Here is a 13,261-nt window from a genome sequence, read left to right as displayed (position 1 = left end):
ATTGTGTGTGATGGGGGATTTAGAATGAGAGATACAAAAAATAAAATTGCGGTCGTTACAGGTGTTAGTCGTTTATCAGGCATCGGCGCAGCTATTTGCAGAGAATTAGCTAGAGAGGGATATTCCATCTTTTTTACTTATTGGACAAATTATGATAAAGAAATGCCATGGAGTGTAGAACAGGATGAGCCAGTAACATTAAAAGAAGAATTATTGGAAGAAGGCGTTCAGATTGCTTGTATGGAGATTGATTTGACACAAGAAGATGCACCAAATCTGCTTATTCAGAAAGTCATTGAGCAATTGGGTGAACCAGATATTTTAGTAAATAATGCTGCATTTTCTACAAGTAATGATGTATTAACGATTACTGCTAAAGATTTAGATCAGCATTACTTGGTGAATATCCGTGCAACGACATTAGTAAGTAGTTATTTTGCCAGGTCCTTTACGAAGAAATCTGGAGGGAGAATCATCAATCTTACATCTGGACAATTTAAAGGGCCGATGCCTGGTGAATTAGCCTATGCGACTACAAAAGGAGCGATAGATGCGCTAACGATAACGTTATCTGCAGAACTCGCACCATTAGGAATAACTGTGAATGCCATCAATCCTGGTCCAACAGATACGGGTTGGATGACGGAGGAAATCAAAAATGACTTACTACCGCAATTTCCGTTTGGAAGAATAGGAGAACCAAGGGATGTTGCAAGAGCCATTAAATTTCTTGTGAGCGACGAGGCAGAGTGGATTACGGGTCAAATTATTCATTCAGAAGGTGGATTTAGAAGATAACAAGCTGTGAAGGTGTGATTGAAATGTTTGGAGTAATTGCAATCTTTGATGAGAAAACAGAGCGTTTAATCAAAGAGATTTGGCATGAATTAAGAGAAAGGAATATATCGAGCTATGCTTTTGAAGTAGAGGATAGAAAACCCCATATTACAATAGCTACATATAGGGATGTTAACAACAAGGAATTTTTCAAGCGAATGGATGATGTTTACGAGGGTACACAAGCTGTCGACATTACATTTGAGTCAATAGGATCCTTTTTAAACTCAGGAGCTTTGTATTTCGCACCAACTGTTACAAGAAAGTTGAACGATTTACACGTCAGTCATCATCGTCATTTTGTACAGTTTAATGATATACCAGACTCCCTATATTTACCGAATTATTGGATTCCACACTGTACGATTGCCAATAGACTATCTTCAGAAAATTTAACAAAGGCCTTTGAGTATTGTACGAATTGCTATAGTAAGATCGAAGGTAGAATAGATAAAATTGCGGTTATTGATGTTACAGAAAAAGGAAAAGCACCGATCATTTATTGTAAAAAGCTGGTATAAATTGGTGGATGTATGTAAATCAGTGAGCGATACTAGTATAATTCGATCGGGATTAGTAGAAGAAGCTAGAGGTAAGTAAAGTACGATGCGAGGAAAGTAAAAGAGCTCGCGAGGTAAGAAAAGCAGGCAACGGGGTAAGTAAAAGAAGCTAGAGGTAAGTAAAGTACAATTCGAGGAAAGTAAAAGAGCTCGCGAGGTAAGAAAAGTAGGAAACGGGGTAAGTAAAAGAAGTCAGAGGTAAGTAAAGTACGATTCGAGGAAAGTAAAAGATCTCGCGAGGTAAGAAAAGCAGGGAACGGGGTAAGTAAAAGAAGTCATAGGTAAGTAAAGTTCGAGGAAAGTAAAAGAGCTCGCGGGGTAAGTAAAGTAGGAAACGGGGTAAGTAAAAGAAGCTAGAGGTAAGTAAAGTACAATTCGAGGAAAGTAAAAGAGCTCGCGAGGTAAGAAAAGCAGGGAACGGGTTAAGTAAAAGAAGTCAGAGGTAAGTAAAGTACAATTCGAGGAAAGTAAAAGAGCTCGCGGGGTAAGTAAAGTAGGAAACGGGGTAAGTAAAACAAGTCAGAGGTAAGTAAAGTACAATTCGAGGTAAGTAAAAGAGCTCGCGAGGTAAGTAAAGCAGGCAACGGGGTAAGTAAAAGAAGCTAGAGGTAAGTAAAGTACGATTCGAGGTAAGTAAAAGAGCTCGCGAGGTAAGAAAAGTAGGAAACGGGGTAAGTAAAAGAAGCTAGAGGTAAGAAAAGCAGGCAACGGGGTAAGTAAAAGAAGTCAGAGGTAAGTAAAGTACAATACGAGGAAAGTAAAAGAGCTCGCGAGGTAAGAAAAGCAGGGAACGGGGTAAGTAAAAGAAGCTAGAGGTAAGAAAAGCAGGCAACGGGGTAAGTAAAAGAAGTCAGAGGTAAGTAAAGTACAATTCGAGGAAAGTAAAAGAGCTCGCGAGGTAAGAAAAGCAGGCAACGGGGTAAGTAAAAGAAGTCAGAGGTAAGTAAAGTACAATTCGAGGAAAGTAAAAGTGCTCGCGAGGTAAGAAAAGTAGGAAACGGGGTAAGTAAAAGAAGTCAGAGGTAAAGTAAAGTACGATTCGAGGAAAGTAAAAGAACTCGCGAGGTAAGAAAAGCAGGGAACGGGGTAAGTAAAAGAAACTAGAGGTAAGTAAAGTACAATTCGAGGAAAGTAAAAGAGCTCGCGAGGTAAGAAAAGCAGGGAACGGGGTAAGTAAAAGAAGCTAGAGGTAAGTAAAGTACAATTCGAGGAAAGTAAAAGAGCTCGCGAGGTAAGAAAAGCAGGAAACGGGGTAAGTAAAAGAAGCTAGAGGTAAGTAAAGTACGATTCGAGGAAAGTAAAAGAGCTCGCGAGGTAAGAAAAGTAGGAAACGGGGTAAGTAAACAATATCAAACTAGCAATTGCAGTCTGTTTAAAGGTTTAGTTGTCAAACAATTTCCGGAAAAAGGTGACGCAAATGATGTTTTATACCTTGATGGGCATTCAAAAGTACGATGAAACCCAATATTCAAAGAATATTAGAGTCGCTGTCAGAGCAATTATAATGAAAGATGGTAAGCTGCTTCTCATTCAATCCTGTTATGATGACTATAAGTTTCCTGGAGGAGGAGTGGAAGGAAATGAGTCTCATGAAGAAGCACTGAAAAGAGAGGTTGCTGAGGAAGCAGGCTATACCCAGTGTGTCGTAAAAGAAAAGATTGGAATGGTCATTGAGAAGCAGATAGATCAGTATATGCCATCAGCTATTTTTGAAATGCATTCACATTATTACATATGCGAGGTAACCGGAGAAAAGGGACTACAGAAATTGGACGATTATGAGTCTGAACAAAATTTCACTCCAAGGTTCGTTACTATAGATGAAGCCATTTGTCAAAATGAGAGAGTAGCAAAGCAATCTAACAGCAATGGCTGGATAGAGAGAGAAACATATGTGCTTAAGGAATTAGCACAACAATTATTACTTAGGAATAATTTCTCTTAATGCTTATGATAAATTAAAAACGACTCACCTAAGAGTCGTTTTTATATGAACTAAACCTATTTTTTAGAGCAGGAATATCAACTTGCTCCAATTACTAACAATTATCGACTCCGTCAGACTAGGAGTATTCTATAGTGAAACATTTAGTTTCATCTACATTTGCAATAAGTATCTTTCAACCTATTTGACAAAGATCCTAAATTGTCCGCCATTCATAGGTGTAATTTCCTGAATATAGCTGATTGGTCGGTTAAACTTTTCGGCTAACCCATTTATTAAGCCTAAATTGAAGGCGTTTGAGTAAGATGGAGTTTGTGCAGCTAGAAAATATTCTTTAGCATCTAATAAAGTGGTAGTATATTTTCTGCCTACATCATTGGTATGGTTTAAATAATAGACTTTATTAAGATTAAGAAGAGCGGATTCGAATGTATCGATATCTTCTGGGAAGAGACTATTTGTTGGGACAAATGATCCGATGTGGTAGAGAAGATTTTTACCATAATGTTTTTCAAGGTATTGTAATAAGCTGGTAATCTCTGATAGTGATTGCCACTCTTCATTGATACTCTTAAGTAATGAAAGCTCACTTGCTTCAAAGATTAATGAAGATTGAAATACCTGACATCCCTCTAGTATATTGATTAGTACACTGTGATGTACTTTGGTTTCGTACTTTAAAAGGTTGTTAATTTGATTACGTTGATCCGAATGATATAAGTTTAATAGTTGATCAAGCTTTTGACTTGTAGAAACTGTAGTAGACGAAGTGAACCCGTATAATCCTGCATGAGAAAGCATTTCTTTTCGGGTATGTTCAATAAGATGCATTAACATGTTCTTCATCCTTTCTACCTATATTTCTATTAAAATTAGTTTACAATAAAAGATAAAAAAAGAAATACTATCGACAGAACTAGACATTTTTTTTATAGAAAAATTTACAGAAAAAAGTCTATATGAAAGTAAGCAGATATCCATTATGCTAAGTGATGAAACTAGATAGAATAGATGAGGGGATTATGATAGATAGCACATTCTTTTTATTGTTTTTTATAGGACTTTTTTCATCCTTCTTAGGAACGTTAGCAGGTGGAGGAGGCATTATTACATTGCCTGCTATGATGTTGGTCGGCATTCCGATTCAAGTAGGAATTGCGACGAATAAATTTTCATCTGGGATTGCATCATTTACGAGTATTCTTTATTTGATCAAGAATAAATTATTTTCGATAAGGGTAATGATTCAGGTCATTATCATTGCTTTTTTTGGAGGTACGGTTGGCGCTATATTGACCTCAAGTGTTAGCGAACAAACAATGAATATTGTCGCATTAATTCTGTTGGTTTTTGCCTTACTTATTACATTAAAAAATAAACAATTAATGAATACTGTAACAAACACGAATCAAGTGTCATCATCATGGAGTAGAGTGGCTCCATTTATGATTGCTGTTTATGACGGTGGATTTGGACCGGGTTCGTCAACGTTTGCGATTATCCATTATTTACGAGAAAAATTTGCTTACGTTGAATCAGCCCAATTAGCGAGGGTATTGAATTTTGGTAGTTGTGTCGGTGCTTTCATCATTTTTTATCAAACAGGATATGTACAGTGGGAATATGCGATTGCTTTAGCGATTGGTTCTGCTATAGGAACTCAAATTGGATTACGGGCACTACCGAGAATTCCCCTTAAGGTAGCTAGAACTTTATTACTGACGATTATTTGCCTATTAATTGGGCAAGTTGTGTACAAAACATTCTAAATAAAGACCTGAGTGAGAGTTTTTTTCCTTACTCGGGTTTCTTTATAATTACATAAAAAAAATAAATCATTTTCTTAAAATAAATAGTAATAATTTTAATTGAATGATATAAAAAAATCAATTGGTAATTTCGAACTAATTGTGACAAAATCATGAAAAAAGAAAAATTAATTTTATGAATTTTCATGAATAGATATTGCCTACTAATAAGGATGAGTTGTCTTTTTTTATCAATTAATTGAATAATTATTCATAAAATTAATTTGGTTATTATTTTCTGAATGTTCTGAATTGAAAAGTATGATATAGTGAAAACTGTTCATTTTCAGCATGTGCGGCCGTTTTTTAAAAATAGGTTTATAATTTTGAAATTTCGGGTAATGAATACGGGTGCATATGATTGCATACGGATGATAGTGGAGGTGATGAGCTTGGCAATATCAGGTGCAACCCTATTTTGGCTAATTGTACCAATGTTAGCAACAGTCATTTTATCAGTAATATCGTATTTTAAAGAGGGGAGAGAATAGCCTATAATGGAACCGGCAACGTTAATTACATTTATAGTTTATTTAATTGGGATGTTAGGAATAGGTATTGCTGCCTATAAACTAACTAGTAATCTATCTGACTATGTTTTAGGAGGAAGACGACTAGGACCAGGTGTAGCGGCATTAAGTGCTGGTGCATCAGATATGAGTTCATGGTTACTTCTTGGATTACCAGGTGCTGTTTATGCATCAGGTGGGATGAATCAAATTTGGATTGCAGTAGGTTTAACGATAGGTGCTTATCTAAACTGGCAATTTGTTGCGAAAAGACTTCGTAGCTATACAGAAAAAGCAAACGATTCAATTACCATTCCAGATTTTCTAGAGAATCGTTTTCGTGATAAGTCTAAACTATTACGTATTATTTCGGCATTAGTCATTTTATTATTCTTTACGTTCTATACTGCTTCAGGTATGGTGGGTGGAGCTAAGTTATTTGAAGCTTCATTTGGGTTAACTTATAACCAAGCACTTTGGATTGGTGCGATTGTAATTATTTCTTACACGTTCTTAGGTGGATTCCTAGCGGTAAGCTGGACAGATTTCATTCAAGGTATTTTAATGTTCTTAGCGTTAATTATTGTGCCTATAGTGGTTATGAACCAAATGGGTGGATGGGATGAAACTGTAAATCAGGTTGGAAGCATTGACCCATCTTATCTTGATGCTTTCTCAGGTATGACAGCATTAGGTATCATTTCATTACTAGCATGGGGTCTTGGATATTTTGGTCAGCCTCATATTATTACACGCTTTATGGCAATTAAATCAGTGAAGGATGTTCCTAAGGCTCGTTTAATCGGTATGAGCTGGATGGTATTTGCACTATTCGGAGCGATCTTCACAGGTTTTGCGGGAATTGCATATTTCGCAGATGGTGGTCTTCCAGACGGGGAGCAAGTATTTATTCAATTTACACAGGTTGTCTTTAACCCATGGGTAGCTGGAATATTACTTGCTGCAATTCTAGCAGCGATTATGAGTACGATTGATTCACAATTACTTGTTTCTTCAAGTGCAATTGCAGAAGATATTTATCGTTCTGTTTTCCGTAAGGAAGCATCAGAGAAAGAGCTTGTATGGATTGGTCGCGTAGCAGTGGTCGTAATTGCGCTAATCGCTATTGGGTTAGCAAGCAATCCAGATAGTTCTGTACTATCTCTAGTAAGTTATGCATGGGGTGGATTTGGTGCAGCATTTGGTCCAGTTATCATTTTAGCACTATTCTGGAAGCGAATGACTGGTAAAGGAGCACTTGCCGGTATGATTGTGGGTGCTGTAACAGTAGTTATCTGGAGCAAGCTATCAGGTGGTTTATTTGACCTATATGAAATTGTACCAGGTTTTATCTTGGCCTGGATCGCAATCATGGTCTTCAGTTTAATTGACGGAGAACCAGACCAAGAGATTCAAGATGAATTTGAAGCAGCAAAAGCTGAATAATATATCGACAAGAAATACCATGGATGGGAAGTCCATGGTATTTTTTATAAGAACATTTGCTATGCCTGAGGCTAAACGGGGCGCCCTGAGCCTTTTGTTCTGCTAATTGGAGGAGGAAAATATTTATGTGGAACAATAGAAGAACCTTCTTATTATAAAACATTTCTTTCTTCCATTCTTTACATCATTAAACTAAAATCAGATTAACGACTTGGTGTAGGGGGAAGAGCATTTAGACAAACTAAACTTGCGGATAAGTCTGACCAAGAAAGTATTCAAGCTGTAATGAGAGGCTCGAAGTTACTAAAAGAAATTTATATAGCCGTACATAAGGCCTGGTAGTAATGGATGATAACAAAGAGGGGAAATTGAATGATACAGGAACATTTAAAGGTAGTGATTGGTACAGGTGAATACAATAACAATCCGACATGGCTACAAACCCAAGAAACAGAATTAGACTTACTAAGTCGTGTTCATTGGGAGAAGCGGTTTCGACCGAATTCGTTAGAAGCTATTTTAGCTGAACATGTTTGGGAGCATTTATCATTCGATGAAGGTATTGAAGCTGCGAGGGTTTGTTTTGAATTTCTAAAGCCAGGTGGGTATGTTCGATGTGCTGTTCCAGATGGCTATTTTCCAAATGAAGAGTATCAAATAAGTGTTCAAGTTGGAGGACCGGGACCAAAGAACCATCCAGCGGCGAGTCATAAAATTGTACATAACTGTAAGACTCTTTGCTCGATGTTTGAGGAAGTTGGTTTCAATGTTACCTTACTAGAGAATTGTGATGAAAACGGTACATTTCATTGTATTGATTGGGATGAAACGAAAGGGTTTATTTATCGATCAAAACGTTTTGACCATAGAAACCAAAATGGTCACCTAGGTTTTATATCTTTAATCGTAGATGCAATAAAACCAATCGAATAGCCTGATTAAAACGGCGGTGGGAACAGGTCATGAAGTTCTCGGAAGCCGTTTTTTCATTCCAATCGTATGTAGAGTTTTGAGGGAAACGGATGAACAGTCCCTAATTACCAAGGAAATAGTACAAGTCTTGTGACTTTTTAAAGATACATTACGTCTAATGATAGAATCCTTGGTGGAGGGAAAATAATGAATCAAGAAATAGTATTAAAAGTAAGTAATCTTCAAAAAAGAATTGGAAATTCAATGATCATACGGGATGTATCATTTGAGCTTGCGAGAGGAGAGATAGTGGGATTACTAGGACCCAATGGATCTGGAAAGACAACGATATTAAAGATGTTAGTCGGTTTATTGAGGCCAAGTAATGGAACTGTACATACTTTAGGTCATGATACTCAGCGAGATTTTGAGGAAGCAATCCAATACGTTGGGGCGATTATAGAAAACCCAGAGATGTATGATTACCTATCAGGGTATGACAATCTCCTGCATACGCTACATATGAATAGGGCTCAAGATTCTTTTACAGTTAATGAAGTGATAGAGCTGTTGCAATTGGATAGTTATGTGCATGACAAAGTACGGACTTATTCACTAGGAATGAAACAAAGGCTTGGACTTGCTCAATCACTTATGCATCGACCTCGTGTTTTATTCTTAGATGAACCAACGAATGGACTTGATCCAGAAGGGATGAAGGATCTGCGTGTACTTTTAAAAAGGCTGGCAGTGGAACAAGGTGTCTCCATTATCATATCAAGTCACATATTAGCTGAGGTTGAATTGATTTGCGATCGGGTCATGGTATTACATGACGGGCGAATTGTCAATGAGGCAAGTCTTAAAGAAAAAGACGATAACGAGGATCAGTATTCATTCTATACCTATACAGTATTAGAAGTAGAAAAAGTGCGAGACCTTTTTGAAAGAGAGAGCCCATCATACACTACAACCGAGTTTACTGGAAAAGGATTCACAGTAGAAATGAGGGAAAAAGAAGTTGCTGAGTTAACGAAGTGGTTAGTCAATCAAGGTATATCAGTTGTTGGTATAAAGAGGAACGAGCATACCCTTGAAGACCGATTTTTGAAAACGTTGAAAGGACAAGTATAATGAAAGCATTTATACATTTACTTCAAAATGAACGAATGAAAATAGTCAAGCGTCCAGGGATTTGGATCTACTTAGTAGTAAGTTTTTTTATGACAATTTTATTTGGTGTCTCTGTTAGACAGCTATTTCAAGGTGCGGGTATGCAGTACTGGGAATTTATGAAGCTGACAGCAAATTTATTAATCATGATACAGTTAGTCGCTATTGTGTTTTCAAGTGATATCGTACCTAATGAATATGTGAGAGGAACGATTAAATCGTTATTAATCAAACCTTATAAAAGGTGGAAAATCCTCTTATCGAAATATGTGACCGTACTCTTGTTGATTACTGGTATTATGCTGATTCAATTGATATTTTCATTAGTAGTATCAATCTTTTTCTTTTACAAAGGAATGTTTATGTTTGATGCTATGTTCGTGCAAACCATTCTTCAATATGTAACGACCTATATCGAAATTATCATAATTTGTACGTTTGCCTTTATGTTGTCGATTCTATTTAAAAGCAGCCTAATTGCGACTACTGTGACAATCCTATTATACTTTGCATCTAGTGCACTACTTGTCTTTTTTGAACATTATCAGTATGAGGGAGCAAGGTATTTCCTATTCTCCAATACGAATCTAATGCCTTATTTTATCGGCAAGCCGATGTTTGAAGGAATGACCATTACGTTTTCTATTCTAAATAACAGCATTCATATGGCTCTTTTTCTTTTTGTTTCATTCTTTATTTTTAATAAACGAGATATTTATGTATAGGTGGATGAAAGGGGTGGATGTTAGAATCCACCCCTTTCAGTGTTAAAGGTGATGACGTTTGTTGATTAAAGGAGTGAAACTTTGGTATTATCAGTATATTATTGATGACCGATACTTTTGGAGGTGAAGGAATATGTCACGTATTTCTAAAGATGAAGTTAAGCACGTTGCACATTTAGCGCGTCTAGCGATAACTGAGGAAGAGGCTGGAAAATTCCAAAAGCAGCTGGATGCCATTATTACATTTGCTGAACAGCTAAACGAGCTTGATACCGATAATATTGCTCCAACTTCTCACGTACTAGATATGAAGAATGTGCTTAGAGAGGACAAGCCAGGGAAGGGTCTGCCACTTGATGAAGTATTAAAAAATGCTCCAGATCATAAAGATGGACAAATTCGTGTACCGGCCATTATAGAGTAAAGGGGGGGAAGATATGTCATTATTCGATCATAAAGTTTCTGAATTACATAGTAAGTTACATAAGAAAGAAATCTCCGTTACAGACTTAGTGGATGAATCATTCAAACGAATTCATGAAGTTGATCATCAAATAAAGGCATTTTTAACATTAAATGAAGAGGTAGCTCGCGCACAAGCGAATGATATGGATAACCAACTTAGTAGAAAAGACGAATTCGGTTTGCTTTTCGGATTGCCCATTGGTGTGAAAGATAACATTGTAACGAAAAACCTTCGTACAACAAGTGGTAGTAAAATACTAGCTAACTTTGACCCCATTTATGATGCTACCGTTGTTGAAAAACTAAAGGCGGCTGAGGCCATCACGGTTGGAAAATTAAACATGGACGAATTCGCGATGGGGTCCTCAAACGAGAACTCAGGATTCGTCCCAACAAGAAACCCTTGGAATACTCAGTATGTACCAGGAGGCTCAAGTGGTGGTTCAGCTGCTTCGGTTGCTGCCGGAGAAGTGCTATTCTCTTTAGGGTCTGATACAGGTGGGTCAATTCGTCAACCTGCTGCATACTGCGGGGTGGTTGGATTAAAACCTACATATGGACGAGTGTCTCGCTATGGACTAATCGCGTTCGCTTCATCTCTTGATCAAATAGGACCGATTACTAGAACAGTAGAAGATAACGCATACGTATTACAAACCATCTCAGGCTTAGATCCAATGGATTCAACTTCTGCCAATATTGAAGTTCCGGATTTCTTATCTTCATTCAGAGGGGATGTTAAGGGGCTAAAAATTGCAGTTCCAAAAGAATATTTAGCAGTAGGGGTTCAAGAGAATGTTAAGCAATCAGTGCTTGATGCCTTAAAGGTACTAGAAGGACTAGGAGCGACGTGGGAAGAAGTATCACTGCCTCATTCAAAATATGCTCTAGCGACCTATTACTTACTATCGTCATCAGAAGCTTCAGCAAACTTAGCTCGATTTGACGGTATTCGTTATGGGGTACGTTCTGATAATGCGAAAAATCTGCTAGACCTTTATAAGCAAACTCGTAGTGAAGGCTTCGGAGAAGAAGTAAAGCGTCGTATTATGCTTGGGACGTTTGCTTTAAGCTCGGGTTATTATGATGCTTACTATGTAAAAGCGCAAAAAGTACGTACATTAATTAAAAAAGACTTTGACGATGTGTTTGAAAAGTATGATGTCATTATTGGACCAACGACGCCAACTCCCGCATTTAAGCTTGGTGAAAAGACGCAGGACCCGATGACAATGTATGCAAACGACATTATAACGATTCCAGTAAACTTGGCAGGGGTACCAGCAATCTCCGTACCATGTGGGTTCTCAAATGGATTACCATTAGGATTACAAATAATCGGCAAGCATTTTGATGAGTCTACTCTGTATCGTGTTGCGCATGCGTTTGAGCAAGCAACGGACCATCATAAGCAAAAGCCGAGTCTGTAAGGGGGCTAGAAAATGAACTTTGAAACGATTATCGGACTTGAAGTCCATGTTGAGTTAAAAACAGATTCTAAAATCTTTTCAAATAGTCCGAACCATTTTGGAGCATCTCCTAATACACAAACAAGTGTAATAGACTTAGGATATCCGGGTGTGCTACCTGTTTTAAATAAACGTGCCGTTGAATTTGCCATGAAGGCAGCAATGGCATTAAACTGTGAAGTCAGAGCAGAGACGAAGTTTGATCGAAAGAACTACTTTTACCCAGATAATCCAAAAGCTTACCAAATATCACAATATGATAAACCAATTGGTGAAAATGGCTGGATTGAAATAGAGGTAAAGGGGGAAACAAAACGAATCGGGATTACACGCCTTCATATGGAAGAGGATGCAGGTAAATTAACGCATACTGGTGATGGATACTCGTTAGTAGACTACAATCGTCAAGGTACACCGTTAATTGAAATTGTGTCAGAGCCTGATATTAGAACACCAGAAGAGGCATATGCGTATCTTGAAAAGTTAAAGTCCATTATCCAATATACGGGTGTATCGGATTGTAAGATGGAAGAGGGTTCTCTTCGTTGTGATGCAAACATTTCACTTCGTCCAATCGGTCAGGAACAATTCGGAACAAAGACAGAGTTGAAAAATTTAAACTCCTTTGCGTTTGTGCAGAAGGGACTTGAATTTGAAGAAAGGCGCCAAGAAAAAGTTTTGTTATCTGGTGGTGTGATTCAGCAAGAAACGCGTCGTTATGATGAGGCGAAAAAAGAAACGATTCTCATGCGTGTAAAAGAAGGATCAGATGACTACCGTTATTTCTCTGAGCCAGATCTTGTACCTCTATATATAGATGACGAATGGAAAGCGCGCATTCGAGCAGAGATTCCTGAACTTCCAGATGCGAGGCAAAAGCGATATATCGAAGAGTTGGGCTTATCTACGTATGATGCAAAAGTGCTAACCGTTACGAAAGAAATGTCCGATTATTTTGAAGCAACTGTTTCTGCTGGTGCAGATGCAAAACTTGCATCTAACTGGTTAATGGGTGAGGTTTCTGCTTACTTAAATTCTGCAAGCAAAGAGCTTCATGAAATTGCACTTACTCCAGAGAGCCTAGCGAAAATGATTTCTCTAATTCAAGACGGAACTCTTTCATCTAAGCTTGCCAAAAAAGTATTTGAGACACTTGTCACAAAGGGTGGAGATCCTGAAAAGATTGTGAAGGAACAAGGACTTGTGCAAATTTCGGATGAAGGTACTCTTCGTAAGCTTGTAACAGAAACGTTAGATGCTAATCCTCAATCTATTGAAGATTATAAAAGTGGAAAAGAGAAGGCTATTGGCTTCTTAGTCGGTCAGATGATGAAGGCGACAAAGGGGCAGGCAAATCCACCAATGTTAAATAAGATTCTCTTAGAAGAAATAAATAATAGATAAGCAAAAGG

At 37.6% G+C, this 13,261-nt stretch carries 12 protein-coding genes; 11 read left to right on the top strand and 1 reads right to left on the bottom strand.

The window, feature by feature from the left end; genetic code table 11:
- The first annotated feature begins 24 nt into the window (after positions 1 to 24).
- From ACFSCX_RS15310 to ACFSCX_RS15300, 3 genes are all read left to right on the top strand, one after another.
- Complete coding sequence (locus ACFSCX_RS15310; protein WP_377929120.1) at positions 25 to 798, top strand: SDR family oxidoreductase; 774 nt, start codon at positions 25 to 27, stop codon at positions 796 to 798.
- A 23-nt stretch (positions 799 to 821) separates the two neighbouring features.
- The gene (locus tag ACFSCX_RS15305) at positions 822 to 1,358 is read left to right on the top strand and encodes a 2'-5' RNA ligase family protein (RefSeq protein WP_377929119.1); all 537 of its coding nucleotides are present in this window, start codon (positions 822 to 824) and stop codon (positions 1,356 to 1,358) included.
- Positions 1,359 to 2,817: 1,459 nt separating this feature from the next.
- Entirely contained in the window at positions 2,818 to 3,342 is a 525-nt protein-coding gene (locus tag ACFSCX_RS15300; protein ID WP_377929118.1) for an NUDIX hydrolase, read from the top strand.
- A gap of 180 nt (positions 3,343 to 3,522) precedes the next feature.
- Here ACFSCX_RS15300 and ACFSCX_RS15295 read toward each other — a convergent pair whose 3' ends face one another.
- Complete coding sequence (locus ACFSCX_RS15295) at positions 3,523 to 4,179, bottom strand: Spo0E family sporulation regulatory protein-aspartic acid phosphatase (protein ID WP_377929117.1); 657 nt, start codon at positions 4,177 to 4,179, stop codon at positions 3,523 to 3,525.
- A gap of 188 nt (positions 4,180 to 4,367) precedes the next feature.
- Between ACFSCX_RS15295 and ACFSCX_RS15290 the strand changes: the two genes are divergently transcribed.
- The 8 genes from ACFSCX_RS15290 to gatB all read left to right on the top strand — a co-directional run bounded on the left by ACFSCX_RS15290 (position 4,368) and on the right by gatB (position 13,253).
- Positions 4,368 to 5,111 carry a sulfite exporter TauE/SafE family protein gene (locus tag ACFSCX_RS15290; RefSeq protein ID WP_377929149.1) on the top strand — a complete coding sequence of 248 codons (744 nt, stop codon included), beginning with the start codon at positions 4,368 to 4,370 and terminating at the stop codon, positions 5,109 to 5,111.
- 536 nt (positions 5,112 to 5,647) lie between these two features.
- Positions 5,648 to 7,105, top strand: a complete 1,458-nt coding sequence (putP, locus tag ACFSCX_RS15285) for a sodium/proline symporter PutP (protein WP_377929116.1) — start codon at positions 5,648 to 5,650, stop codon at positions 7,103 to 7,105.
- A 372-nt stretch (positions 7,106 to 7,477) separates the two neighbouring features.
- On the top strand, positions 7,478 to 8,038 hold the full coding sequence (locus tag ACFSCX_RS15280; protein ID WP_377929115.1) for a class I SAM-dependent methyltransferase: 561 nt from the start codon (positions 7,478 to 7,480) through the stop codon (positions 8,036 to 8,038).
- A gap of 186 nt (positions 8,039 to 8,224) precedes the next feature.
- Positions 8,225 to 9,151, top strand: coding sequence for an ABC transporter ATP-binding protein (locus tag ACFSCX_RS15275; RefSeq protein WP_377929114.1), 927 nt, complete (start codon positions 8,225 to 8,227; stop codon positions 9,149 to 9,151).
- Positions 9,151 to 9,915: an ABC transporter permease gene (locus tag ACFSCX_RS15270; RefSeq protein WP_377929113.1), complete on the top strand. Its 765-nt coding sequence runs from the start codon at positions 9,151 to 9,153 to the stop codon at positions 9,913 to 9,915. The genes ACFSCX_RS15275 and ACFSCX_RS15270 overlap by 1 nt, the downstream gene beginning before the upstream one ends.
- A 133-nt stretch (positions 9,916 to 10,048) precedes the next feature.
- Positions 10,049 to 10,339 carry an Asp-tRNA(Asn)/Glu-tRNA(Gln) amidotransferase subunit GatC gene (gene gatC / locus ACFSCX_RS15265; protein WP_377929112.1) on the top strand — a complete coding sequence of 97 codons (291 nt, stop codon included), beginning with the start codon at positions 10,049 to 10,051 and terminating at the stop codon, positions 10,337 to 10,339.
- 13 nt (positions 10,340 to 10,352) lie between these two features.
- Positions 10,353 to 11,810: an Asp-tRNA(Asn)/Glu-tRNA(Gln) amidotransferase subunit GatA gene (gene gatA / locus ACFSCX_RS15260; protein WP_377929111.1), complete on the top strand. Its 1,458-nt coding sequence runs from the start codon at positions 10,353 to 10,355 to the stop codon at positions 11,808 to 11,810.
- Positions 11,811 to 11,822: 12 nt separating this feature from the next.
- Positions 11,823 to 13,253, top strand: a complete 1,431-nt coding sequence (gatB, locus tag ACFSCX_RS15255; RefSeq protein ID WP_377929110.1) for an Asp-tRNA(Asn)/Glu-tRNA(Gln) amidotransferase subunit GatB — start codon at positions 11,823 to 11,825, stop codon at positions 13,251 to 13,253.
- Positions 13,254 to 13,261 lie beyond the last annotated feature (8 nt).

The organism is Bacillus salitolerans, from assembly GCF_042680805.1.
Taxonomy (GTDB): domain Bacteria; phylum Bacillota; class Bacilli; order Bacillales; family SA4; genus Bacillus_CJ; species Bacillus_CJ salitolerans.
This window is presented reverse-complemented; position numbering and strand designations above follow the sequence as displayed.

Coding starts and splice junctions, on each gene's coding strand:
- ACFSCX_RS15310 (WP_377929120.1), top strand. CDS start 25: ATGAGAGATACAAAAAATAAAATTGCGGTCGTTACAGGTGTTAGTCGT.
- ACFSCX_RS15295 (WP_377929117.1), bottom strand. CDS start 4,179: ATGTTAATGCATCTTATTGAACATACCCGAAAAGAAATGCTTTCTCAT.
- gatA (WP_377929111.1), top strand. CDS start 10,353: ATGTCATTATTCGATCATAAAGTTTCTGAATTACATAGTAAGTTACAT.
- ACFSCX_RS15275 (WP_377929114.1), top strand. CDS start 8,225: ATGAATCAAGAAATAGTATTAAAAGTAAGTAATCTTCAAAAAAGAATT.
- ACFSCX_RS15300 (WP_377929118.1), top strand. CDS start 2,818: ATGTTTTATACCTTGATGGGCATTCAAAAGTACGATGAAACCCAATAT.
- ACFSCX_RS15280 (WP_377929115.1), top strand. CDS start 7,478: ATGATACAGGAACATTTAAAGGTAGTGATTGGTACAGGTGAATACAAT.
- putP (WP_377929116.1), top strand. CDS start 5,648: ATGGAACCGGCAACGTTAATTACATTTATAGTTTATTTAATTGGGATG.
- gatC (WP_377929112.1), top strand. CDS start 10,049: ATGTCACGTATTTCTAAAGATGAAGTTAAGCACGTTGCACATTTAGCG.
- gatB (WP_377929110.1), top strand. CDS start 11,823: ATGAACTTTGAAACGATTATCGGACTTGAAGTCCATGTTGAGTTAAAA.
- ACFSCX_RS15270 (WP_377929113.1), top strand. CDS start 9,151: ATGAAAGCATTTATACATTTACTTCAAAATGAACGAATGAAAATAGTC.
- ACFSCX_RS15305 (WP_377929119.1), top strand. CDS start 822: ATGTTTGGAGTAATTGCAATCTTTGATGAGAAAACAGAGCGTTTAATC.